Genomic DNA, 23,355 nt, shown 5'->3' with positions numbered 1-23,355 from the left:
CGCAGCTCCTAGCCCTGCTCGAGCTCGTCGAAGGCGGCCCGCGCGACCCGGAAACTGTCGACGGCCGCCGGCACCCCGCCGTAAACCGCTACCTGCATGAAGATTTCGCGAATCTCATCTGAAGTGACACCGTTGGTGAGCGCGCCCTTGATGTGCGTCCGCAATTCGTTCGGCCGATTCAGCACCGCGAGCATCGCCAGGTTGAGCATGCTGCGGGTCCTGCGGGACAGACCTTCGCGGCCCCACACCGCACCCCAGCAATACTCCGTCACCAGATCCTGAAAGGGCCCTGTGAATTCGTCGACGTTTCCCGCCGCCTGCGCGACATAGGCCTCGCCGAGAACCTCGGTTCTGATTTCCCGGCCCTTGTCGTATGCCTCTTGGTCCACATGGCCTCTTTTCTTCGAGCGAGCCTCGAGTATCCCCGAGAACGATTTTTCGAGTTTTACTCCCATCCATGTCGGGAACTCCGCGTACGCGGAGCGCAGCGTTGAGCCCCAGACAAATCAGGAACTATCACAGGCGGGTGCGTCGGTATGCGGGTCATGAATCGGTTGGTCATTCTCACGGGTGTAGCGGTTGCGGCGTTGCTGGCGGCGTCGGCGCCAGCACCGTCGGCATCAGCCGCTGCATGTCCAGACGTCGAGGTTGTCTTCGCGCGCGGCACATTTGAAGCGCCCGGAGTGGGTGGGGTCGGACAGTCGTTCGTCGATTCGCTGCGTTCGAAGATCGGTGACAAGACGATGGACGTCTACCCGGTGAACTACCCCGCGTCACTGGATTTCGCTACCGCCGCGGACGGCGTCATCGACGCCAGGAACAAGGTTCAGGACGTCGCCAACATGTGCCCCGAAACGGAGATCGTGCTCGGCGGCTTCTCGCAGGGTGCCGCCGTGGCCGGGTACATCACCGCCGACGCGGTGCCGGCCGGCTTCACTTTGCCGCAGGGAATCACCGGTCCGATGCCCGCGGACGTCGCCGACCACGTCGCTGCGGTGGCGCTCTTCGGGAAGCCGTCGAACGGTTTCCTGCAGACGATCAACACCGCCGCCCCACCGATCACGGTGGGCAGCCTGTACTCGGGTAAGACCCTCGATATGTGTGTCCCCGCCGATCCGATCTGCTCGCCCGGCGGTGGCGACGGCGCCGCGCACAACCTCTATCCGGTCAACGGCATGACCGACGAGGCCGCAACGTTCGCCGCGGCCCGCGTCTCGGAAGGCGCGAGCTCACATTAAAGCCACGTGGTCGACGAGGGCTCGAACCGCAGCGGCACCGCTCGCGGCAGCCTCCGCCGCGGACCGGTGGATATTGAGTCGATGAGCAGGGCGACGTAGCGTCGCCAGCCGTCGCCGTCGGAATCCATCGTCAGCAGCACGGTGTAGAGCATCGCGATGAAGCGGGGCAGGTCGTCGCTGACCACGTCGGGGCGGATCACCCCCGCGTCTCGGCCACGGGCGGTGAGTTCGGCCAGCGCGTCGTTCAGCTCGGCGGAGACGTCGGACCGCAGCGAGCCGGCCCGCCGCGCCGCGGTCAGCAGATGGTGTTCGCGGGCGCCGAGAGAGATCGCCGCCTCGATCAACGTGACGAGTCCCCGCATCGCGTCCTTGTCGGCACGGGCCTTCTCGATCACAGGCGTGAGGTCTTCGGCGATGCTCTGGTCCAGCGCGGCGCTGATCAAGTCGCCTTTCGTCGGGAACCGTCGATACAGCGTCCGCTCGCCGACGCCTGCCCGACGGGCGATGGCCTCCAGCGGCGCGTCGGCTCCCAGTTCGGCATAGACGTCACGCGCCGCGCGGAGGATGCGCTCGGCATTGCGCGCTGCGTCGGCGCGCAGCGGCCGGTCGGCTACCGCAGGCATCGGCCCAGTCTAACTGACAGTTGACTGACACTCCCTTGCGATTTACGCTCTGGCTAATTGGCAGGCTTCTGACATTTAATGGGAAACGCCGGTGACAACAACGACTTCCGAGGCGACGGAGTCCGACCTCCCCGCCATCCCCGCGGCCCGCTCGGCGTCGTGCCCATTGCATCCGCCTGCGGAGTTCACGCAGTGGCGCGAGGAACCGGGTCTGCGCCGGGCGATGTATCAGGGCAAGCCGACCTGGGTGGTCAGCCGGTACGAGGACATCAGGGCCGCACTGGTCGACCCGCGGCTCTCGGCTGAAACCATTCCGGCGGGGATGTTGCCGAAGGACAGCGACAACAACACCCCCGTGATGTTTGCGCGCGTGGACGATCCCGAGCACCATCGCATTCGGCGAATGCTCACCCGAGACTTCACCTTTCGGCGGGTCGACGGTATGCGGCCGCAGATCCAGCAGATTGTCGACTCCTATCTCGACCGGATGCTCGATGCCGGACCGCCTGCCGATCTGGTGCGCACCTTCGCGTTACCGGTGCCGTCACTGGTCATCGCACATCTGCTCGGGGTGCCCGACGACGACCTGGGACTGTTCCACCACCACACGACGGTGGGGTTGGACGTCCATGCCTCAGATGAGGAGAAGGCGCAGGCGTTCGGGGCGATGTTCGCTTACATCGGCGAGTTGGTCGAGCGCAAGAAGCGGGAACCGGGCGACGACCTGCTCGGCCGCCTCGTCATCGACCACGTGCTCACCGGCGACATCAGCGCCGAGACCGCGACGGTCACCGGGGCGATCATGATGCAGGCCGGGCATGAGACCACCGCGAACATGATCGCGCTGGGAACGCTTGCGTTGCTGGAACATCCGGAGTTGTTCAAGCGGCTCGGCCACACCGACGACCCGTCCGTCATCGCCAACATCATCGAAGAACTGATGCGCTATCTCGCCATCGTCCACAGTCAGGTGGACCGGGTCGCCACCGAAGACCTCGTCCTCGGCGGTCAGCACATCCGAGCGGGTGACTTTCTGGTGATGAACATCCCGGCAGGCAACTGGGACCCGGCCTTCGTCGAGAGTCCTGACGTGCTCGACGGCGATCGAAACGCGCGCGGGCACTTGGGTTTCGGTTACGGCGTGCACCAGTGCATCGGCGCGAACCTCGCCCGCGTCGAGATGCAGATCGCATTCGCGACGCTGGCTCGCCGGGTGCCCGGGTTGTGCCTGGCGGTCGCCGTCGACGAACTGAGGTTCAAGGGCGAGGCCGGCATCTACGGCATGCAGGAGCTGCCCGTCACCTGGTGACCCCGCCTAGAGGCGTTGCACTGCGTACGCCGCTGCCTCGTTCGTGCTGCCGTTGACGCCGTACATCGCGTGGGCCCAGCTGGGCGGTCCGGGGGCGGCGCCGTTGCAGATGGTGTCGTCCGGCGCGCACAGCTTCAACGTCTTGTCGGCGTAGGAGGGTCCGATCGTGATGGGCGGTGCGCCGACGCTGCTCATGAACTCGGGTGACGGCAGGCCGATCAGGACCACTGCAGCCACGTGCTCGGCCACGTCGGACGGCATCGGATTGGGTATGAACTCGCGATACTCGGCGGGCACCTCGTCGGGGATCTCCGCCGACGTCACATAGCCGGCCAGGGCAGCGCCCTGGGAGAACCCGCCCAGCACGATCCTGGTGTCGGGACAGTTCGCCGCCGTGGATTCGACGTGCAGACCGGCGTCGCGGATGCCGTCCACGACCGTCCTGGCGAACGCGATGCGATCGCCGAAGTCACTGCTCGCGGCGTAGTTGACCGGATAGACGTTGACCGACCGCGGCGCGGCCTGCGCTCGTAGTGCGTCGACGAAGGCCTGACCCACTCCGCCCACGCCGGGTGGCTCGGCGGTGCCCCGGGCGAAGATCACTTCGACATCGGGACAGCCCTGTGCGGCGGCGAACGGGACCGGTGCGATGAACGCAGCCGCAACGGAGGTGACGGCCACGCCGAGCAAACGTAGGACGCTGGAGATCATGATCCTCTGTACCCCCTTTCGTCCGTGGGTATTCAGGTCTAGGTCGGATCGCTGATCTTCACGAGCATCTTGCCGATGTTCGCACCGGTGAACAACCCGTTCATCGCGTCGACGCATGATTCGATGCCTTCATAGATCGTTTGCCGATGCACGAGCTTGCCTTCGGCCTCCCACTGGCGCAGCGGGCCGAACGCCTCCTCGAACCTGCCCCACTCGTCGAGCGCGTTGAAACCCTGCATCGTCGCCGTCTTCGCCAGCAAATTCACGTAATTCGCGGGACCGGGATGCTCACCGGTCAGATAACTGGATATGACGCCGCACAACACCACCCGCGCCTTCGGGGCGAGACGGCCGAGCACGGCGTCCAGTATCGGCCCGCCGACGTTGTCGAAATAGACGTCGACTCCGCGGGGGCAGTGCTTTTTCAGAGCGGCCTTGATGTCGTCCGCGCGGTAGTCGATGCACGCATCGAAACCAAAGTCCTCGACCACCGCCTTGCACTTCTCAGGACCGCCCGCGATCCCCACCACGCGTGCGCCCGCGATCTTGGCGATCTGTCCGGCCACCGACCCCGTCGCTCCCGCGGCGGCGGAGACCACCACGGTCTCGCCCTCCTTCGGCTTGCCGATGCCGACCATCCCGAAGTACGCCGTGGCACCCGTCGGCCCGTACACCGACATCACCGCGAGCTGGTCGACCTCGTCCCGGGGCCCTGGCACCGGTGTGGTGAAGATGTCGTCGCGGCAGATGACGTACTCCTGAAACCCGGTCAGCGTCGTGACGATGTCGCCGACGGCATACGCGTCGCAGCGCGATGCCACGACCTCCCCGATGCCCGCCGCGCGGATGACCTCGCCGATCTGCACCGGTGGCAGATAACCCGGCTGGTCGTTCAGCCAGGTGCGCGCGGCCGCGTCGATGCCCACATAGGTGGTGCGGACAAGCGCCTCCCCTTCAGCGGGCTCGGGCGCGGGGGCGGTGACCAACTCCGTGTCCCCGGGTGCGACCAATCCGGTCGGTCGGCGTCGCAACAGGATCTGACGGTTCATCAGCTCAGCCACGTCCGTGAAACTACCTGTCGACGATCTCGCGCAAGAAGCGTTGGCTCGCCACGAGATAGCAGACGATTGCGACCACCTGCGCCACCGGAACGATCAACAGCGCGCGCCCCAGAGACATGGCGCCGAGGTCGGCCTTGAGCGCGTCGCTGATGACCCCGGTGAGATACGGCCCCGCCGATCCGACCATGGCGCCGAAGAACAGGAAGATCGCCGACGCCGTCGCGCGCTCCTCCACACGCGCCAGCCGCTGTATCGCGGCGATCGACGGTGCCATGTACGCCGTGCCGACGACGTAGCTCAACGCGATGAACCAGATACACAGCACCCGGCTTTCCACCAGGAACGCCAGAACCGAGAACGGGATCATCGCAGCGGTCATCGCGGCCACCAGCCACAGCGACCATCGAGGATCCCTGGCGGAAAGGCGGTCCGCGACACGTCCCACGATCAGGAGGCTGGCGATCCCGGTCAGGCCGCTGGCGAGACCGTATTGCAGACCCATGTCGCCGAGTGACATCCCGCGCGTTCGCATCAGGTAGGCAGGGGCGAAGGTGGTCAGCGAGTAGCCCGCGAACGAGATGAATGCGGCGCCGAGGACGACGGCCAGGAAGCTCGACTTCTTAAGGAGATCCAACGCCTTGCGCGTCTGCACCACACTGTCGGCGGGCTCGACCACCGGCATCGACTGACGGCGTCCGAGGACAACGAGCACCAGCGGTGCGAACACGACACTGATCGCACCCATCAACACGAACGCCGTTCGCCACCCCAGCGTCTGCGCGAGCAGCCCGCCACCAAGCAGGCTGGCGGCGCTGGCCAACGGAATCGCGAGGGTGATGACGGCCAGCGGGGCGGCGCGGCGCTCCGGTGCGAAATTTCGCGCCACGTAGGCGTGCGCCGCCGGCGTGCTGCCCGCTTCTCCCACCGCGACGCCAATCCTGGTGAGCGCGAGTTGGAATGCCGACTGGACCGCCCCGCCGAGCATCGTCATGGTGCCCCACAGGGTCAGACAGCTCGAGATCACCAGGCCGAAGGCGCCACGGTCCGCGAGCCGCGCGATCACCAGGCCGAGCACCGCGTAGACGGCCAGAAACCAGAACCCGTTGATGACGCCGATTGCGGTGTCCGACAACGCCAGGTCGTTCTTGATCGGCTCGGCCAGCACCGCCGGCAGAAAGCGGTCGGCGTAGTTGAGCGTGCCGACGACCGCGAGCAGCACGACGGCCGCCCAGGCCCGACGCGTGCTGTGGGGCGTCAGCGTGTCATCGACAAGCGTCACCGCGGAAGCTTCACAGATTGCGTTCCGCATGTCACGCGACTGAATGCAACGTCGGGGTGTAGAAGGAGAGCCATGGCAGAAGCGGGCGTCTGGGTGGTGTGGGGGATCCCCACGCGGGGCCGTGAAACGCAAGCCCTCGAATTCCTGAAGGACAAGCTGACCGGCTACCTGCAGGACCTCGTGCGCGAGGGCAGGATCGAGCGATTCGACGCCGCGGTGCTCAAGCCGCAGAGCAACGAACTAGGGGGATTCGTTCTCATCCAGGGCACCCGGCAGCAGATAGAAAGCCTGCATCAGGACAAGCAGTTCGAGTCGTACGCGTTCCAGGTCCAAGCTATCGCCGACAACGTGGGGATCGTCGAGGCGTGGGTCGGAGACGGGCTGCAATACGCGTTCGGCCTGTATGAGGATGCCCTGCGTGACGCGGGCTTGATGCCTTAGCCAGGACAAAGCACGACGTCTGAGCTCCTCGACAAAACGCCACCAAGATCAAGCCCACAGGGGCCAATGTGAATTTTGGGACGTTTGCCTCATTTTGCTGCGCAAGCGGCCGCTGTGCTATCTAATTGCTTCACGGGTCGGGGGACCATGTTTTGAAAGGGATGGCATGGGACCTGCCAGCTATATCGGGCGCGTCGGAGGGCTGGCCTTTGCGTTAGGCGTCGGCACGGCGATCGCCATGAGCCCCGGGGTTGCCACCGCGGACACCACGGATTCATCGTCGACATCGTCGACGGATTCCTCGACCAGCACCGGGTCGACGACGGGCGCGTCAACCGGCACGACGACCACCTCCAATGAATCGAAGGTGGATACGTCGCCGGTCACTACTTCCGATGCGACCGACAAGAGCGACAAGACGGACAAGAGCGACGACGGCGCAGGTGCCACCGGGACGCAGAACGAGACGCGGCGGGCCGCCGAACCGGGGCAGGTGAGCGCCCAGACCAATACCGGCACGCTGAGTAGCTCCGGATCGAAGACATCCGACGTAAACGACGAAGTCAAGAAGGACGAAAAGGAATCCGAGCCGTCCAAGACCGAGGAGCCCGGCAAGCAGACCGAGCTTGCGAGCGGCCAGGAAGAAGTCGAGAAAGAAACCGAGGAAGAAACAGCCACACAGCCCGTCGTCGAGGACGAGACCAAGCAGGACGACGAGACCGAGAACGAAACGGTCCCGCCCGTCGACACCAAGCCTGTCGATACCAAGGGTTCGGACCATGATCCCGCTACGTCACCGACGACACAGCCGGGCAGCACCACGACAGCGCTGACCGTCCAGTCGTCGACCGACCCCGGCTCGGTCAACCAGGACGTCAAGGACGTCGCGGTATTCGTCGACGCCCGCACTCTCGCCGCATCGGGTCCGCTGAATCTGTCACCGGAGATGGCCGCGCAGACGACGGAAGACCTCGTCGAGGTCACCGAAACCGAAGACGCCACCGACGAGCCCGATCTGTTGACGGCCGCAGTGGAAGTCGTGTCCGATGTGGTCGACGCACTGCTCAACCCGCTTGCGGGCAACACACCGATCGATCCCTCCGCCCCGCTCGCCTGGACGTTGCTCGCCGTGGCCCGGCGCGAGTTGGACACCTTCATCGATGCGCTCGCCGGTGGCGCCGAGGAGGAGATGACGCTCGCCTCCGCGCAGACCATGAGCCTCGCGCTCGCGACGCCTCCGCCAACCGTGCGGCCCGTCTTCCCACAGCCAGGCCAATGGCTCAGCGTCTCAACACAATTCGTGGACTGGATCACAGGGAACAATCCGGCGAACAATACTCAGTTCTACTACGGCGTCACGGGCACCGATCTCGGCATCATGTGGGACAACGGCATGGTCGACGATCTGAGCACCCCGTACAACGAACACCAGATTCTGATCGCCTTCGGTGACACCTTCGGCGTCGGCGGCATGGCGGCAGGCACCCACTGGCGACCGAACGTCCTGTTCCGCAGTGTGGACGCCGACCTCTTCGACGGCTTGGACTTCACCGACCCAGAATGGTTCACCGGCAATGATTTTGGCGGATCACCGCTGACGTATGTCCCGCCGAACGCGCCCTATCAGTACATGGCGCGGCAAATCATCTTCCCCAGCGGCCTACCCGCGGGGATCACGTTGATTCCGACCGCAGGCATCTCCGTGCCGACACCGGGAACCCAGTACGAGGTGACGCAGTACATCAGCTTCATGTCGGTAACCAAGTGGGGCGCCCCAGGCCAATGGACGACAAACTACTCGGCGATCGCGTACTCCGAGGACAACGGCGAAACATGGACGGTTGCGCCCCAGACGGTTCGCTACAACACCCCGGGGAGCGGTAACCAGAATTTCCAGCAGATGGCGTTCGTCAGGCCCGGCGACGGTTACGTCTACGCGTACGGGACACCCAACGGTCGGCTGGGTTCGGCCTACGTCGCCCGCGTCCCAGAACGCGACATCCTCGATCTGTCGAAGTACGAGTATTGGAATGGCGGCACCGCCGGCGGGTGGTACGGCGTCGGCGCCACCCCAGCCCGGTGGGTGAAGGGCAATCCGGCGGCCGCGACGGCGATCTTCGGCCAGACGACGACGACACCCGGCGCGTGCGGAGCCGTGAACGTCAACCCGGGCAGCGGAGTCAGCGAGATGTCGGTTCAGTACAACCAGCATCTCGAGAAGTTCGTTGTGCTCCACGCCGATCGGAACAACAGCATCATCATGCGGACATCCGACCGCCCGGAGGGCGGCTGGTCGGGGCCCAAGGTCTTGATGAAACAGCAGAACGGCGGAATCTATGCGCCCATGATGCATCCGTGGTCGCCGTCGACCAAGGGGACCGGCTCCGAGCTGTACTGGAACCTGTCGCTGTGGTCCGAGTACAACGTGATGTTGATGAAGACAGACCTCGACAAAGTGAAATGACCGCTTACCGCCCGGTCGCAATCGCCGCCGCAGCCCTGGCCGTCGCGCTCTCGACCGGCACCGCCGCTGCCGACCCCGCCCCCGGCACACCGTGCCCGCCGGATGCCACCGGCGCGGCGACGCGGCCCGCCGACGCGAAAATGCCACTGCTCTGCACCGGCGGCACCTGGCAGGCTGAAACAACCCCGCAGTCACCGAATGACCGCTGGCTGAGCGTCGGCCCGCCGATCCTGCTGCACGGGGAGGGCCTTCGTAACTCCGACGTTCAGTCCGGTGACTGGATCGCGACGCCGCGAAGTGCGGACACCCGATGCCGCGCCGAGCAGCTGACGGTTCTCGAACCAGGTATTCTCTCTGCGCCGGAAGTCGCCGAGGGGGCGGCGGGCGAACCACTCGAGGTCACGTTTGCGCCGAGGCTGTTCAACCTGCAGCTGAGCGGCGATTGTCTGTGGACTCGAAAAGGTTGAGCTGGTGTTGAACGGGGTAATAGAGCGTCATGCCTGAAGCGAACGAAACCGCTGTCATCAATGTGTGCGGAGGATGCGGTTATCCGACGCTCGGGACCCAGGTCTGCGCCTACTGCCTGGCAGAGACCCAACCGGTGACCGCACAGCCTGCCGCGTAGCCGCTCGGCTCAGCCCGCGAACAGCGAGACCGCCGCGGTCAGTCCGCGCACAGGGGAATCAATCACCTAATTCACAGGTACATCGAGAATCGGGTGGTTGGTATAGGCACCCGGTGCGTCGAAGTGCCACCACTCCCCCTTGTAGACGGTGAACCCGCCCGCGGCCATCGCGTCGCGCAACCTCGCCCGGTTCTCCTGCGCCGCCGAACTGACTCCTTCGGTGGCGTACGCGTTCGCGCGCGGGGTGAACTCATCGAATCCCGTTCCCATGTCCACCAACTCGCCGTCGCGGGCCAGCGTGACGTCGACAGACAACCCCGCTTCGTGGCTGCGCGCGTACGGCCCCGGCCGCGACACCCAGCCCGGTTCGGAGACCACCTCATACATCTGGACCTGGACATCGTGCGGCCGGTAGCAGTCCCAGAAGACGAGCACGTCGCCACCGGGCCGCAGGGTGTCAGCCGCGGTCGCCAGGCCTGCTGCCATCGATTCGTCGACCAGGCACCGTGCGTCGGCGGGATACATCTGCACCCCGACGAAGTTGTTCGGCGTCGCATACCGCAGGTCGATGATCGCGTCGGGGACGACGGTGCGGACGTCGACCAGACCGGCGGCGCGCGCCGCATCCGAGACCGGCGGAATCGGCTGGTCCGGCGATGCCGCCGCGACGCCGTTGGCGGCGCCGGCCAGTCCGCAGGCGACGAGCAGAGGGGCGATGACGTGGCGCACGCGTGACCTCGTTCCTCCAATGGGGTAGTCGCCTACGCTAGTCCGCTTCCTCGCCTCCGATCGACGATCAGGGCGTCCAGTCAGACGCGAGGAGGGCCCGATGACCACCGCACTTGACCTACCCACCGTCGACTACGAGAACGCTCCTGATCCGCACGAAGCCCATCGTCGGCTCGGTGAGGCCGTACGGCGCTCGCCGATCGCGATGGGGGCGCACGGCCCCGAGATCCTGAGCTACGAGTTGGCCCGCGCAGTGCTTCGGGACAACCGGTTGTGCGTGCCGGAAGGTCTCGGCCTCGAGACGCAGGGCATCACGTCGGGCCCCCTGTGGGACCGCGCGAGCTCGACCCTGCTCAGCATCAACGGTGAACACCACTCAAGGCTGCGCCGGCTCGTGTCGAAGGCGTTCACGCCGCGCGCGGTCGGTCGGCTGGACACCGTGATCACCGACATCATCACGCGATTGGTCGAACCGCTGCTACCTACGGGCCGCTGCGAGATCGTCGAGAACGTCGCCCGTCCGTACCCCGTTCCCGTGATCGCGGAGCTGCTAGGCGCCCCGAGTCAGGACTGGAAGCTGTTCTCCGAGTGGGCCGACGACTTCTTCAAGCTGTTCAGCTGGAACGTGGCGGAACACGAGAATGCGATCCTGACGGCCTGGAGCGAGCTGGACGACTACGTCGACGGCATGGTCGCCGAGCGTAGGCAATCGCTGACCGACGACCTCATCTCCGAGCTGATCCGCGCCGAGGACGACGGTGACCGGCTGACGACTCCAGAGTTGCGCATGCTGGCGGCCGGAATCCTCGTGGCAGGTACCGACACCACCCGCAACCAGCTCGCGGCAGCGATCGACGTCCTGTGCGACCACCCCGATCAGTGGGAGCTGCTTGCCGAGCACCCGGAACTGGCGATGAACGCGGTGGAGGAGTTGATGCGCTTCTATCCGGTCGTCTTCGGCGCGATGCGGATGACGATCGAGGACGTCGAGTACGCGGGTGTGAGGATCCCAGCGGGCACCTTCGTTCTGGTCAATACGGCCGCCGGCAACAGGGACCCCGAGGTGTTCGAGGACCCCGACCGCCTGGACATCACCAGGACGGGCGCCCCGCCCATGCAGACGTTCGGCGCAGGCGCGCACTACTGCCTCGGCGCCAACCTTGCTCGCCGCGAACTGGCCGAGGCGCTGGTGGTCATGACCCGCCGGATGACGAACCTGCGCCGGACGGCGCCGTCGCAGTGGAAGCCGCTGGTCGGCATCACCGGACCGGCAGTGCTTCCCGTCGAGTTCGACGAACGGTCCGGCTTCCGGGGCAGCTGCTGAGCATCTGCACAGCCGCGGCGCGGCGCGGGCTTACACTTCGACCGTGCGCGACGTCCTCGAGGAGTTGCTGTCGGTATGGCGGACCGGCGGCACGGCCGGCGTCGCCACCGTCGTGAGGACGATCCGATCCGCGCCGCGGCAGCCCGGCGCCACGATGTTCGTCGCTCCCGACGGCACGGTGGCCGGCTCGGTGTCCGGCGGCTGCGTCGAGGCGGCGGTGTACGAACTGGCCAACGAGGTCGTCGCATCCGGACGGCCGGAGCTACAGCGGTACGGCGTGACCGACGAGGACGCCTTCGCCGTCGGCCTCACCTGCGGCGGCATCATCGACATCTTCGCCGAACCGATGTCGCGCGACACGTTCCCGCAATTGGAAGCGGTTGCCGACGACATCGCGGCGCATCGCCCGACCGCCGTCGCCACCGTGATCGCACACCCCGATCCGGTGCGGGTCGGCCGCAGGCTCGTCATCGGGCCGGACGCCATCGACGGCTCCCTCGGCTCTGCCCGCACCGACGCCGCGGTCACCGACGACGCGCGAGGGCTGCTGGCGGCCGGGCTGTCCACCGTGCTGTCCTACGGTCCCGATGGTCAGCGCCAGGAGACGGGCATGGAGGTGTTCGTCGCCAGCCATGCCCCGCGTCCGCGGATGCTCATCTTCGGTGCGATCGACTTCGCGTCGGCACTGGCCCGGCAGGCGACGTTTCTCGGTTACCGCGTGACGGTGTGCGACGCGCGCCCGGTGTTCGCCACGCCCGCGCGCTTCCCCGGCGCCGAGGAGGTGGTCGTCGACTGGCCGGACCGCTACCTCGCCGATCAGGCGGCGGCCGGCGCCATCGATTCCCGCACCGCGATCTGCGTGCTCACCCACGATGCCAAGTTCGACGTGCCCGTGCTGCAGGTCGCGCTGCGACTGCCGCAGGTCGGCTATGTGGGGGTGATGGGCTCTCGGCGCACCCACGACGACCGGATGGCGCGGTTGCGCGAGTCCGGTCTCACCGAGGCGGAACTGGCCAGGCTGGCGAGCCCCATCGGTCTCGATCTCGGCGCCCGCACCCCGGAGGAAACCGCGGTGTCGATCGCGGCCGAGATCATCGCGCGCCGCTGGGGAGGACGAGGCTCGCCGCTCACCGAAACCGACGGACGGATCCACCACGATGCATGAGACAAATCATGCGGTAATGTCGCTCTCTACTTCCGGCACTATGTTTATCGCAGTACGATAATTCGACTCTCTGACCGTCATCCAGCCCTTCGGATTGGAGCGATAGACGTGGCTTACGCAGGCACCCGAGTCGCTCGCGTCGAGGACACCAGGCTGCTCACGGGCCACGGCACGTTCGTCGACGACATCACCCGCCCCGGCATGCTGCACGCCTGCTTCGTGCGTAGCCCGTTCGCCCGCGCTCGAATCAACGGCATCGACGCCTCGGCCGCGCTGCAGTTGCCCGGTGTGCGCGCCGTGTTCACCGCCGCCGACCTGAACCCCGAGGTGAAGGAGGCCTGGCACGCGGTCGCCGGGAAGGACGTTCCCGACACGCCCCGTCCCCCGCTGGCCGAGGGCGAAGCGAAGTTCGTCGGGGATCCAGTCGCGCTCGTCGTCGCGGAGAGCCGCTATATCGCCGAGGACGCCGTCGAGTTGGTGGACGTCGACTACGAACAGCTGCCTGCGATCGCCGACTTCACCAAGGCCATCGGCAGCGATGTGGTGGTGCACGAGGCCTACCCCGACAACGTGGCCGGCGGCATGGGCGGCGCACCGCCGGACGAGGAAACCTTCTCGTCGGCCGCACACGTCGCTTCGGCGAACGTCTATCAGCAGATCTATGCGCCGGTGCCGATCGAGACGCGCGGCCTCGTGGTCGAGTGGACGGCGGCCACCTCCGAGCTGACGGTATGGGCGTCGACTCAGACCCCCCACGAACTGCGCGCGTTCTGCGCACGCCTGCTCGGCATTCCCGCGCAGGGCGTGCGCGTCATCATGCGCGACACCGGCGGCGGGTTCGGCCAGAAGGTCGTGCCGATGCGCGAGGACATGTGCATCATGCTGGCCGCGCGCAAGGTGCCCGCGGCGCTCAAGTGGATCGAGGACCGTCGCGAGAACCTGATGGCCGCCGGGCAAGCCCGCCACGTCGACGGCAAAGCGCGGATGGCCCTCGACGAGGACGGCAACATTCTCGCCGTCGACGTCGACTTCACGTACGACATCGGCGCGTACCCGACGCCGTACCCGGTGCTGACCACCGCCGCCGTCGGCATGTTCTTCCCTGGCCCGTACCGGGTACCGAAGGCCAGCTTCAACTACAAGACGGTGTTCTCGAACACGGCAGGCCTCGCGGCGTATCGCGGTCCGTGGCAGTACGAGACTCTCGCGCGCGAGATCCTGCTCGATGTGGCTGCGCGGAAGATGAACGTCGATCCGGTAGACCTGCGGCGCAAGAATCTGCTGCGCCGCGACGAGATGCCGTACTTCAACGCCAACGGTATGCCCTATGACCATGTGGCGCCGGTGGAGACGTTCGAGCAGGCCGTGAAAATCCTTGACCACGAGGGCTTTAGGAAAGAGCAGGCCGACGCGTTGGCCCAGGGCCGCTACGTCGGCCTCGGCTTCGCGGCCTACATCGAGCCGACCGGCGCCGCGACGGGCCACCTCGGAACCGAGGGCTGCACCATCCGCATCGAGCCCACGGGCAAGATCAACGTCTACGTCAACGGCGGGTCGACGGGCAACAGTATCGAGACCACCGTCGTCCAGCTGACGGCCGATGTGTTGGGCGCCAAAATCGAAGATGTGTCGACGATTCAGGGCGACACCGCCGTGACGCCCTACGGCGCAGGCACGCAGGGCAGCCGGTCCGGACCGATGACGGCGGGTGCCGTCAACGAAGCGGGGACCATACTGCGCAAGCAGATCCTCGCCATCGCCGCGCAGATGTTGGGCATCGACGCCGACGACATCGAGCTCGGCGGATCGAAAGCGACTGCGCGGGAAGACTCTTCGAAGAGCGTGACGTTCGCCGACATCGCCAATCGCTCGTACTACGAGCCCGCGCAACTGGGCGGCGTATCGCCGACGCTGGAGGCGACCGCACGGTTCGTGTCACCGCCGGAAGCGATGATCCACTGGGCCAATGCGACCCACGCGTGCACGTGTGAGGTCGACATCGAGACCGGTCATGTGAAGCTGACGCGCTACATCGTCAGTGAGGATGTGGGCCCGATGATCAACCCCAACGTCGTCGAGGGGCAGATCGCGGGCGGCACCGTGCAGGGCATCGGCGGTGCGCTCTTGGAGGACATGGTCTACGACGACGACGGAAACCCGTTGTCATCAACGTTTGTCGACTATCTGTTGCCGACCGCCACCGAGGTACCGCCGATCGAGTTCGGGCACGTCGAGATTCCGGGCCCCGGCGTCGGCGGATACAAGGGTTGCGGCGAAGGCGGCGCCATTGGGTCGACGGCTGCTGTCGTCAACGCCATCAATGATGCTCTCGCGCCGCTCGGTGTCACGCTGACCCGCTTGCCGGCCAGTCCATCAGCCGTCGTTGCCCTCATCGAGGAGGCCCAATAGTGGAACTCAACAACGAATTTCGCGTCGCGGTGCCCGCGGCCAAGGCGTGGGAGGTGCTCACCGACGTCGAGCGGGTCGCCCCGTGCATTCCCGGCGCGCAGCTGCTGTCCGTCGACGGCGACCAGTTCACCGGCGCAGTGAAGGTCAAGGTCGGCCCGATCACGGTGTCCTACAAGGGTGAAGCGGCCTTCCAGGAAAAGGATGCGGCCGCGCAGCGCGTCGTGATCAAGGCCAACGGCAAGGAGACCCGTGGAAGTGGCAACGCCGCGGCCGTCGTCACCGCCGCGCTCAAGGACGAGGGTGACTCCACCACTGTCCTCATCACCACGGACCTGACGATCTCCGGCAAGGCGGCACAGTTCGGCCGGGGCGTGCTCGCAGATGTGTCCAGTAGCTTGATCGGGCAGTTCGCCAAGAACCTGGAGGCCGATCTGCTAGGCGGATCCGCACCTGGCGCCTCCACCGCCGAAACCCCTGCCGCCGCAGCGCAACCCACCGCACCGCAGGACAACGCCATCAACTCCCTGACCCTGGCGAAGGCGGTGGCGCCGTCGCTAGCCAAGCGTTACGGACCGGTGGTGGCCGCCGTCGGAGCGGGTGTGGTGGTCGGGTTCCTGCTGGGGCGACGTAAGCAGAAGTCACCCGCGGCGGTGGTCGCCGACGATCTGCAGGCCGCGTTGTTGCGGCTGCTCGACAACCTGTCGCCGGCCGATCGGCGGCTGCCGTGAAGGCAGCGCCCTTCGCCTATCACCGGCCTGAGTCCGTCAAGGAGGCCGCCGATCTGCTCGATGAGTTCGGCGACGACGCGAAGATTCTGGCCGGCGGGCAGAGCCTGGTCCCCATGCTCGCGATGCGGCTGACGCATTTCGAGAACCTGATCGACATCTCGCGCATCGCCGAACTGCAGGGTATCGATCTGTGCGGTGACGAGGTGCGCATCGGCGCGGGCACGCCGCACGCATTTGTCGGAATGGACGATGAGGTCGCCGATTCGGTGCCGTTGCTGACCTTGGCGACGCCATATATCGGGCATTTTCAGATCCGCACGAGGGGCACGCTCGGCGGGGCGATCGCACATGCGGACCCCGCCGCGGAGTATGCGGCCGTCGCGTTGGCTCTCGACGCGAAGATGGAGGCGGTGTCGTCGAAGGGCACGCGGACCATCTCGGCGGTGGACTTCTTCACAGGGCTTTGGGAGACCTCGTTGGAGCCGGGCGAGATTCTCACCGCGGTGAGCTTCCCGGTGTGGGGCGGCCGGTGCGGTTTCGCGGTCGAGGAGTTCGCCCGCAGGCACGGTGATTTCGCGATTGCGGGGACGGCCGTCGCCGTCGAGTTGGACGACGACGATCGGATTGCGCGCTGCGGTATCGGTCTGCTCGGGCTGGGTTCGACGCCGTTGCGCGGCGGCCTCGCAGAGGACGCCGTGGTCGGCCGCCCGGTCGGTGACATCGCCGCCGAGGAGGTCGGCCAACTCGCGATCAGCGGCCTGGATGACATTCCGGCCGACCTGCAGGGGTCGGCCGCCTACCGAGCCAAGGTCGGCGCCACGATGGTGGCCCGGGCCTGGGCATCTGCGATCACAGGGGCAAGCAATGCATGAGTGGCCAGTGCGGGTTTCCGTCAACGGGGTGCCTACCGAGGCGACCGTTGAGCCACGCCTGACGTTGGCGGACTACCTGCGGGAGAACTGTGGGCTGACCGGGACACATCTGGGATGCGAACACGGTGCCTGCGGGGCGTGCACGGTACTGGTCGACGGGCAGGTGGTGCGCGCATGCCTGATGTTCGCTGTTCAGGCCGATGGCAGCGAGGTCACCACGGTCGAGGGTATTGCGGGCGAGGACGGTCAGCTGTCGCCGGTACAGGCGGCGATGCGCGAGTGCCATGGCCTCCAGTGCGGCTTCTGTACGCCGGGTTTCGTCGTCTCGATCACCGCGCTGTTGCGCGACAACCCCGAGCCGACGGATGAAGAAATCCGCGAGGGCCTATCCGGGAACTTCTGCCGGTGCACCGGTTACCAAGGCATCGTGAACGCGGTGCATCGCGCGGCGGAATTGAGCTAGGCGCTTCGCGGTTGGACCCGGCATGGTGGATGCCGTGAAGATCGGGTTCGTAGGGCTGGGAAACATGGGCGCCGGGATGGCGGCCAATCTGCTCAATGCCGGGCACGACGTAACGGCCTACAACCGCTCGCAGGACAAGGTGGCCGCGTTCGCGCAGAAGGGCGCCAAGGCGGCGCGGACGGTCGCGGACGCATGCGGCGGCGATGTCGTCATCACGATGTTGGCCGACGACAATGCGGTCGAGGCGGTGACATTTGGAGACGACGGCATCCTCGCGTCGCTGCCGTCGGGCGCGACGCACGTATCGTCGAGCACGATCAGCGTCGCGCTGGCGGAGCGACTGACGGAAGCGCATGCCGCGGCGGGTCACCGTTTCGTGGCGGCTCCGGTGTTCGGACGGCCCGAGGCGGCCGCGGCCGCGAAGCTGTTTGTCGTCGCTGCCGGTGAACCCGCTGCCGTGCAGGCGCTTTCGTCGGTGTTCGACGCAATCGGTCAGCGGACGTTCATGGTGGGCGAGAAGCCGAAGGCCGCAAGCCTTGTCAAGCTGAGCGGGAATTTCCTGATCGCCTCTGTCATCGAATCGCTCGGTGAGGCGATGGCGCTGGTGGAGAAGGCCGGTGTCGACAAGCAGGAGTACATCGAGTTGCTGACGTCGACGCTCTTCAATGCGCCGGTCTACAAGACGTACGGCGGACTGATGGCCCGCGAGGAGTTCGAGCCCGCCGGTTTCGCCGCCTCACTGGGGTTGAAGGATGTTCGCCTCGCGCTCGCTGCGGGTGAATCGCTACAGGTGCCACTTCCGGTGGCCAGCCTCATCCGCGATCGCTTCCTCACGCTGCTCGCCAACGGTGGAGCACAGCTCGACTGGTCCGCACTCAGCATGGTCGCATCGTGGGAGGCCGGCGGTCAGAAGGGTGGGGGGTCGTTGTCGTTGGGTGGGGGTGGTGTGGGTGGGAAGTAGTCGTTGACCCATTGGGGTTGGGGTTTGTTGACTGGTTCGCGGGCTTGGTGTTCGGCTTCGGCGTGGCGGGCGGTTTGGTTGTGGGCGCGTTCGTCGTCGATGGCTTTGGCGCGGTTCTGCGCGCGGGTGCTGGCGCGGCGCGGCATGGCCAACCCACGATGGGCGTCGCTGGTGACCGGCGCGGCGGAGTGCAGGACCNTTGGTTGTGGGCGCGTTCGTCGTCGATGGCTTTGGCGCGGTTCTGCGCGCGGGTGCTGGCGCGGCGCGGCATGGCCAACCCACGATGGGCGTCGCTGGTGACCGGCGCGGCGGAGTGCAGGACCACGGGTGCGGTGGGGCGACACAGGGTGGGAAACAGTAATCGGCTGCCTGGATGGGTGGTGTAGCGCTGCCCGTCTGGGCTGGTCCACACCACGGTGCCGTCGGGGAACTGTTGGTCTTGCCAGCCCCAAAACGTTTTCAGTAAGTGGTGTTTTCGGCACAAACATTTGAGGTTGGAGGCTTGGGTGGGCCCGGTGGGGTAGGCGATGGTGTGGTCGATGTCGCAGTGATGGGCGGGCTCATCACAGCCGGGGAACCGACACGTCATATCGCGGCAGCGCACAAACGTCGCCAACACCGCCGAGGGGATGTAGCGCCGCTCGGGTGCGGTGTTGCCGGGGTGGCGGATCGGGACCAGTTTGGCGGTGCCGGCGACCTTGGCCGCCAACAACGGGGCGGGCAGCATCGCCCCGGTCAACAACACCGCCGGCGGNGTGGCCGCCGGCGCCGCCGGTGGNGCGGGCAGCCTATCCAGCGCCTCGGCGAGGGTCATCTCGCGTAGCGGCTTGTCGGCCGGGGCCAGCGGGAACTGCCCGTCGAGCTGGGCGGGGGTGTCATCGGTCAGCGAGTCTTCGTGGGCGATGACATGGACCACCACCGCGCTGGGCTGAGCATCGNCGCCCGGGCAGTCAGGATTACCGCAGCCNCAGGTGAGCCGGTCGGCGCCGTGGCCGATGGCGCCCAGGGCCGCCGAGCGGCGCTGATCCAGGGTGCGGGGATCGTTGTCGCAGACCGCACGCGCCATCGCGTCCAACCGCTGATCCAGGGCATCACCGTCGGTGACGATCAGCCGGCCGATCACGATCACCGCGCCCGAGCCGTCGTCGGAATCATGGATATCGACTTTGAGGCCCTGGGCGGCGTATTCGGTGCGCCGCACCGCCTCGGGGTCATCGCAGCCGTGTGGCGATCGCGGTGTCCACCTGGGCCATCACGGCGGGGTCGTTGATCAGCCGGGTGCGCGCCACCACCGTCGACACCAGCCGGTAGTTCACCGCGCCGGTGGCGAACACCTGCGCCACGCGGGGCAGGCGCTCGCGCAGGCCGCGCGCGATCGACAGTTGATGCGAGGCCACCCCCAAGGACACGTGTTGGGCGGCGGCGATCGACGCCGCGACCGCGCTCCAGTTGTCAAAACACCACTGCTCACGCTCGACCGACCCCGAGGCGGCATACATNCGGTCCAGCTCATCAGCGCAGGCCAACAGCCGGTGGGCGCAGGCGGCGTTCTCCAACCGGGCCCAGGCCCCCACCGCGGCCGGNGCCCGGCTCCGGATCGCCTCCTCCACCAACGCATCGAACATACATTCGACACTAACCAGCCCNTCGACGCCCCACCACCAACCAAACCCCAGCCTGTGGACAAAACCGCAATTGGGGATAACCCGCGGGCCCGGTCTTCCTGACGAACTACTGCGCAACGACTCCGCGCAGACCGTCCGCCCCGAACAGCGGCTCGAGCATCGAGGAGTAATCGGGACCGCGGCGAACCAGCACTCCCCCGTCGACGTTGATCACCTGTCCGGTGATGTAGCTCGCGGCGTCGCTTAGCAGGAACAGCGCACAGTTCGCGATGTCCTCGACCTCGCCCGGCCGCGGCAACGGAGTGCAGGCCGCGTAGTCGGCGCTGAGCTCAGGCGAATCGAGTACCGGCGCAACGAGTTCGGTGCGAATAAGGCCCGGCCGGATGCAGTTCACCCGCACCCACGATGCGCCGAGTTCGTCTGCGGCCAGCTGCATCAGATGGTCGATTCCCGCCTTGGAGACCCCGTAGGCACCGAACCATCGGTGCGTATTGCTGGCCGCGATCGACGAAATGCCGATGAACGATCCACCGCCTCCGCGAACCATCTCCCGAGCGGAATGCTTGAGCACATACATGGTGCCGTTGATGTTCAAGTCGACAGTGCGCCGCCACGCCTCGGAATCGATCTGCGTGACCGGTCCGATCGTCTCGCTGCCGCCGGCACAGTGCACGACGCCGTACAGCCTGCCTGTCCAGGCAGTGGCCGCCTCCACCGCACGCGCGACCTCGTCCTCGTTGGTGACGTCTGCGGGCTCGTAGAGCACCGAACCCGGACCGCCCTGAGCGCCGATCTCATCGGCCGCTGCGGAGAGTCGGTCGGCATTCCGGCCCACGAGCATCGCATTGCCTCCGGCGGCCACCACCGCGGCGGCAACGCCCTTGCCGATGCCACTCCCACCACCGGTGACCAGTACCGTTTGCCCCGTCAATGACAGCTGCACCACAGACCCCTTCGTCCGCCGACTAGAACAGGTTCTAGTTATACGTCACGGCTCGTCGTGGCGTGCGAGCTTGGGCGCTCCCAGCGTGCGCCAGTCCGGCACATCGGGCGGCAGGCCCACCGGGTAGCGGTTCTCGTTCGCCGCCGCCCAGTGCGCATGCCCGAGCTCGTGGATGTGGAACGCGTGCCGAAGCGCTTCGGTGAAACCCATCGCGTCGGCTGCGGCATTGACCGAGTCCTTGACCAGCAGCGCGGCCATGGTGGGCCGCTCGGCGATACGCCGGGCGAACTCGAGTGTCTTGTCCTCGAGCTCATCACGCTTGAAGATCTTCGACACCATCCCCAGCCGGTAGGCCTCATCCGCGTCAATCGAATCACCGGTCAGCAGAAGCTCTTTCGCCTTGCGGGCACCGAATTCCCAAGGGTGCGCGTAATACTCCACACCGGGCATACCCATACGTACGGCGACGACGTCGCTGAATTTTGCGTCGTCGGCAGCAACGATCAGATCGCACGCCCAGATCAGCATCAGCGCGGCCGAGATCGCGTTGCCCTGCACCTGCGCGATGGTGATCTTGCGCAGATCCCGCCAGCGGCGGGTGTTCTCGAAGAAGTAGTGCCATTCCTGCAGGTATGTCTTCTCGGCGACGGCGTTCCGCGTCGCACCGTTGATGGTGAACGTCGGGTGCTGGTTGGGTCCTGGTGCGCGCTCCGCCAGCGCCGCTTCCGAACCGAGGTCATGTCCGGCCGAGAAGTTTTTGCCGCGCGCCGCCAGAATCACCACCCGGACCTCGTCATCGGCCTCAGCTCGGCCGAAGGCCTCGTCCAGCTGCACCAACAATGTTCGGGACTGAGCGTTCTGGGCATCGGGACGGTTGAGCCAGATCCGCGCGATACGTCCGTCGTCCAACGTCTCGTAAGTGACCTGTTGGGGCGCTTCGCCTCCGGCAGGTCCGGAACTTGTCAGATCAGGGCTAGCCACACCGACCACCTCGCTCGCGTAGTAAGACAGCTTGCACATTACGGTGCCCCGCCAAGCGACTGCTCAGCGGTACCACAGCAACTATGCAGCCAACTCACAGCTGCACATGTCCTCACCGCGAAGCCATCGCTATTCTGTTTGCTGCAAATCGACTTCAACTTTTCGATGCGAAGCGCTGGGACGGGTTCTGTCGATTCTCAGCAAACACGGAGCCGTTGGGACATGACGATAGCCCGGATTCGCGCTCGCCGCCGTGACGTTGCCGCCCTGACGGCACTGTCGACGTCCCATACCCCTGCGACTGGGCTAGCAGCCTGCCCCGCAGGCGAATCGGCCGATCTGTGCGACGACGTGCAACCCGGACTTCGTAGCCGAACCCCCGTATCCCCGGAGCCCGGCCCCCCCCTCAATCGACGGGATCCCCTGCAGCGGCAACAATTCAGGGGAGTGCCTAGAAACAGCAGGCGCAGATTCCATGGTTCGGCCGCACACCAGCGTGAGCTTCGGCCCGTAGCTGTGCGTCGCCTCCACGCAGAAACTCGGACGAATCAGTAGAATTGTGGAATGGCAACTCCCACATTCGCGATCCGGCGGCACCTGGTCATGGGTGCCTTCGTTCTCGCAGCCGCCGCGGCCCCTGCGATAGCCGCGTACTCGGCGCCTGAGCCCGGTATCGCGCAGGCCCAATGCACGGGCGGTGAAGAGGCAGACGTCTTCACGACCACCTGCGTCCCCTACATGGTGCCGAACAGCGGCCCTCAGGGTTTCACCACGACCGCGGCCAACCCGGATGTTCCCGAGATCGACGGGATTCCGTGCACCGGCGGCAACGCAGGCGAGTGCATCGGACTTTCGGAGGATCAGGCCCTCCTACCGAACGTGACCCCGCGTTCGACCATCAGCTCCAGCCCATGACCGAATACGCGGGAACTCCCCGAAGCTGTGCAGAAACCTTTCAGCTTCCATACAATCCATGCCGACGACCGGCCTAACTACAGAAAGCGTGACCATGGCGACCTTACAGCTCTCAGCTCGACGACTGATCCTTGCCGGCGGGTTTGCGGTCGCGGTTGCTGCGGCTCCCGCGATCGCCGTATTCACGGTGCCGACCATCGACGCCGCACCGGTTGCGCAGGGATGCCCCGGCGGTGAAGAAGCCGATCAGTTCACCGGCAACTGTGTCCCGCACACCGTTCCGAACTCCGGCCCGTCGCCGTTCTCGACGTCCGCGGGCAACCCGGACATGCCGGTCGTGAATCTCCCCGGCGGCGGCGGCGCGATCCCCTGCACCGGACACAACTCCGGCGAGTGCATCGGCCTTGCCGAGCAGGGACAGGCTGCTGGGCCGCAGCCGGTGCCGCAGTCCACGGTCGGCCACAGCCCGACGGTGACCAACTAACTGTC

23 protein-coding genes and 1 pseudogene are annotated in these 23,355 nt (G+C 66.4%); 14 read left to right on the top strand and 10 right to left on the bottom strand.

Going from position 1 to position 23,355, the window contains the following annotated elements:
• Positions 1–8: 8 nt before the first annotated feature.
• A complete protein-coding gene (locus H7J93_RS26730; protein WP_267309296.1) occupies positions 9–389 on the bottom strand; it encodes a carboxymuconolactone decarboxylase family protein in 381 nt (126 codons plus the stop codon).
• Positions 390–536: 147 nt separating this feature from the next.
• Here H7J93_RS26730 and H7J93_RS26725 point away from each other — a divergent pair, with 147 nt between their 5' ends.
• The gene (locus tag H7J93_RS26725; protein WP_372508047.1) at positions 537–1,238 is read left to right on the top strand and encodes a cutinase family protein; all 702 of its coding nucleotides are present in this window, start codon (positions 537–539) and stop codon (positions 1,236–1,238) included.
• On the opposite strand, the gene H7J93_RS26720 is transcribed toward H7J93_RS26725, so the two are convergent.
• The gene (locus tag H7J93_RS26720; RefSeq protein WP_267309295.1) at positions 1,235–1,861 is read right to left on the bottom strand and encodes a TetR/AcrR family transcriptional regulator; all 627 of its coding nucleotides are present in this window, start codon (positions 1,859–1,861) and stop codon (positions 1,235–1,237) included. The two genes, H7J93_RS26725 and H7J93_RS26720, sit on opposite strands and share 4 nt — an antisense overlap.
• A gap of 91 nt (positions 1,862–1,952) precedes the next feature.
• Here H7J93_RS26720 and H7J93_RS26715 point away from each other — a divergent pair, with 91 nt between their 5' ends.
• A complete protein-coding gene (locus H7J93_RS26715; RefSeq protein WP_443677675.1) occupies positions 1,953–3,170 on the top strand; it encodes a cytochrome P450 in 1,218 nt (405 codons plus the stop codon).
• Positions 3,171–3,176: 6 nt separating this feature from the next.
• Here H7J93_RS26715 and H7J93_RS26710 read toward each other — a convergent pair whose 3' ends face one another.
• Genes H7J93_RS26710 through H7J93_RS26700 form a run of 3 tightly spaced genes read right to left on the bottom strand, consistent with a single transcriptional unit; the run spans position 3,177 to position 6,221 of the window.
• The gene (locus H7J93_RS26710; RefSeq protein WP_267309294.1) at positions 3,177–3,881 is read right to left on the bottom strand and encodes a cutinase family protein; all 705 of its coding nucleotides are present in this window, start codon (positions 3,879–3,881) and stop codon (positions 3,177–3,179) included.
• A gap of 38 nt (positions 3,882–3,919) precedes the next feature.
• A complete protein-coding gene (locus H7J93_RS26705) occupies positions 3,920–4,942 on the bottom strand; it encodes a zinc-binding dehydrogenase (protein ID WP_499893133.1) in 1,023 nt (340 codons plus the stop codon).
• A 10-nt stretch (positions 4,943–4,952) separates the two neighbouring features.
• Positions 4,953–6,221, bottom strand: a complete 1,269-nt coding sequence (locus H7J93_RS26700; protein ID WP_267309293.1) for a spinster family MFS transporter — start codon at positions 6,219–6,221, stop codon at positions 4,953–4,955.
• 72 nt (positions 6,222–6,293) lie between these two features.
• Here H7J93_RS26700 and H7J93_RS26695 point away from each other — a divergent pair, with 72 nt between their 5' ends.
• Positions 6,294–6,662, top strand: a complete 369-nt coding sequence (locus H7J93_RS26695; protein WP_267309292.1) for a hypothetical protein — start codon at positions 6,294–6,296, stop codon at positions 6,660–6,662.
• Positions 6,663–6,842: 180 nt separating this feature from the next.
• On the opposite strand, the gene H7J93_RS29335 is transcribed toward H7J93_RS26695, so the two are convergent.
• The gene (locus tag H7J93_RS29335; RefSeq protein ID WP_267309291.1) at positions 6,843–7,004 is read right to left on the bottom strand and encodes a hypothetical protein; all 162 of its coding nucleotides are present in this window, start codon (positions 7,002–7,004) and stop codon (positions 6,843–6,845) included.
• 25 nt (positions 7,005–7,029) lie between these two features.
• Between H7J93_RS29335 and H7J93_RS26685 the strand changes: the two genes are divergently transcribed.
• On the top strand, positions 7,030–9,126 hold the full coding sequence (locus H7J93_RS26685) for a glycoside hydrolase family 183 protein (RefSeq protein WP_267309290.1): 2,097 nt from the start codon (positions 7,030–7,032) through the stop codon (positions 9,124–9,126).
• Positions 9,123–9,593 (top strand): hypothetical protein, encoded by a 471-nt coding sequence (locus H7J93_RS26680; RefSeq protein ID WP_267309289.1) that lies wholly within the window; start codon positions 9,123–9,125, stop codon positions 9,591–9,593. Before H7J93_RS26685 ends, H7J93_RS26680 begins: the two co-directional genes overlap by 4 nt.
• A gap of 224 nt (positions 9,594–9,817) precedes the next feature.
• Here H7J93_RS26680 and H7J93_RS26675 read toward each other — a convergent pair whose 3' ends face one another.
• Positions 9,818–10,480, bottom strand: coding sequence for a M15 family metallopeptidase (locus tag H7J93_RS26675; RefSeq protein ID WP_267309288.1), 663 nt, complete (start codon positions 10,478–10,480; stop codon positions 9,818–9,820).
• A gap of 100 nt (positions 10,481–10,580) precedes the next feature.
• Between H7J93_RS26675 and H7J93_RS26670 the strand changes: the two genes are divergently transcribed.
• From H7J93_RS26670 to H7J93_RS26640, 7 genes are all read left to right on the top strand, one after another.
• Entirely contained in the window at positions 10,581–11,804 is a 1,224-nt protein-coding gene (locus H7J93_RS26670) for a cytochrome P450 (RefSeq protein WP_267309287.1), read from the top strand.
• A 43-nt stretch (positions 11,805–11,847) separates the two neighbouring features.
• Entirely contained in the window at positions 11,848–12,969 is a 1,122-nt protein-coding gene (locus H7J93_RS26665; protein WP_267309286.1) for an XdhC family protein, read from the top strand.
• Positions 12,970–13,077: 108 nt separating this feature from the next.
• Positions 13,078–15,378: a xanthine dehydrogenase family protein molybdopterin-binding subunit gene (locus H7J93_RS26660; RefSeq protein WP_267309285.1), complete on the top strand. Its 2,301-nt coding sequence runs from the start codon at positions 13,078–13,080 to the stop codon at positions 15,376–15,378.
• A complete protein-coding gene (locus tag H7J93_RS26655) occupies positions 15,378–16,106 on the top strand; it encodes an SRPBCC family protein (protein WP_267309284.1) in 729 nt (242 codons plus the stop codon). Before H7J93_RS26660 ends, H7J93_RS26655 begins: the two co-directional genes overlap by 1 nt.
• On the top strand, positions 16,103–16,978 hold the full coding sequence (locus H7J93_RS26650) for an FAD binding domain-containing protein (RefSeq protein WP_267309283.1): 876 nt from the start codon (positions 16,103–16,105) through the stop codon (positions 16,976–16,978). Before H7J93_RS26655 ends, H7J93_RS26650 begins: the two co-directional genes overlap by 4 nt.
• On the top strand, positions 16,971–17,441 hold the full coding sequence (locus H7J93_RS26645) for a (2Fe-2S)-binding protein (RefSeq protein WP_264073180.1): 471 nt from the start codon (positions 16,971–16,973) through the stop codon (positions 17,439–17,441). Before H7J93_RS26650 ends, H7J93_RS26645 begins: the two co-directional genes overlap by 8 nt.
• 34 nt (positions 17,442–17,475) lie before the next feature.
• The gene (locus H7J93_RS26640; RefSeq protein ID WP_267309282.1) at positions 17,476–18,402 is read left to right on the top strand and encodes an NAD(P)-dependent oxidoreductase; all 927 of its coding nucleotides are present in this window, start codon (positions 17,476–17,478) and stop codon (positions 18,400–18,402) included.
• A 199-nt stretch (positions 18,403–18,601) separates the two neighbouring features.
• Here the strand turns inward: H7J93_RS26640 and H7J93_RS29525 are convergent.
• The 3 genes and pseudogenes from H7J93_RS29525 to H7J93_RS26625 form a co-directional block, all read right to left on the bottom strand.
• Positions 18,602–20,027: pseudogene (locus H7J93_RS29525) on the bottom strand (HNH endonuclease signature motif containing protein); the annotation flags it as partial.
• 106 nt (positions 20,028–20,133) lie between these two features.
• On the bottom strand, positions 20,134–20,970 hold the full coding sequence (locus H7J93_RS26630) for an SDR family oxidoreductase (protein ID WP_267309281.1): 837 nt from the start codon (positions 20,968–20,970) through the stop codon (positions 20,134–20,136).
• Between the two features lie 45 nt (positions 20,971–21,015).
• Complete coding sequence (locus H7J93_RS26625; RefSeq protein ID WP_276022468.1) at positions 21,016–21,990, bottom strand: enoyl-CoA hydratase; 975 nt, start codon at positions 21,988–21,990, stop codon at positions 21,016–21,018.
• 525 nt (positions 21,991–22,515) lie between these two features.
• On the opposite strand from H7J93_RS26625, the gene H7J93_RS26620 reads away from it, so the two are divergent.
• Positions 22,516–22,866 carry an intersectin-EH binding protein Ibp1 gene (locus H7J93_RS26620; RefSeq protein WP_267309279.1) on the top strand — a complete coding sequence of 117 codons (351 nt, stop codon included), beginning with the start codon at positions 22,516–22,518 and terminating at the stop codon, positions 22,864–22,866.
• A gap of 94 nt (positions 22,867–22,960) precedes the next feature.
• Positions 22,961–23,350, top strand: coding sequence for an intersectin-EH binding protein Ibp1 (locus H7J93_RS26615; RefSeq protein WP_267309278.1), 390 nt, complete (start codon positions 22,961–22,963; stop codon positions 23,348–23,350).
• The last annotated feature ends 5 nt before the right edge of the window (positions 23,351–23,355 follow it).

This window comes from Mycobacterium barrassiae (assembly GCF_025822765.1).
In the GTDB taxonomy this organism is placed as follows: Bacteria; Actinomycetota; Actinomycetes; order Mycobacteriales; family Mycobacteriaceae; genus Mycobacterium; species Mycobacterium barrassiae.
The sequence above is the reverse complement of the archived record's forward strand: the minus strand, read 5'-3'. Positions and strand labels throughout refer to the sequence as shown.

Excerpts from the sequence above, each read along its gene's own strand:
- H7J93_RS26725 (WP_372508047.1), top strand. The coding sequence starts at position 537 with ATGCGGGTCATGAATCGGTTGGTCATTCTCACGGGTGTAGCGGTTGCG.
- H7J93_RS26720 (WP_267309295.1), bottom strand. The coding sequence starts at position 1,861 with ATGCCTGCGGTAGCCGACCGGCCGCTGCGCGCCGACGCAGCGCGCAAT.
- H7J93_RS26710 (WP_267309294.1), bottom strand. The coding sequence starts at position 3,881 with ATGATCTCCAGCGTCCTACGTTTGCTCGGCGTGGCCGTCACCTCCGTT.
- H7J93_RS26695 (WP_267309292.1), top strand. The coding sequence starts at position 6,294 with ATGGCAGAAGCGGGCGTCTGGGTGGTGTGGGGGATCCCCACGCGGGGC.
- H7J93_RS26680 (WP_267309289.1), top strand. The coding sequence starts at position 9,123 with ATGACCGCTTACCGCCCGGTCGCAATCGCCGCCGCAGCCCTGGCCGTC.
- H7J93_RS26670 (WP_267309287.1), top strand. The coding sequence starts at position 10,581 with ATGACCACCGCACTTGACCTACCCACCGTCGACTACGAGAACGCTCCT.
- H7J93_RS26645 (WP_264073180.1), top strand. The coding sequence starts at position 16,971 with ATGCATGAGTGGCCAGTGCGGGTTTCCGTCAACGGGGTGCCTACCGAG.
- H7J93_RS26625 (WP_276022468.1), bottom strand. The coding sequence starts at position 21,990 with ATGTGCAAGCTGTCTTACTACGCGAGCGAGGTGGTCGGTGTGGCTAGC.
- H7J93_RS26620 (WP_267309279.1), top strand. The coding sequence starts at position 22,516 with ATGGCAACTCCCACATTCGCGATCCGGCGGCACCTGGTCATGGGTGCC.
- H7J93_RS26615 (WP_267309278.1), top strand. The coding sequence starts at position 22,961 with ATGGCGACCTTACAGCTCTCAGCTCGACGACTGATCCTTGCCGGCGGG.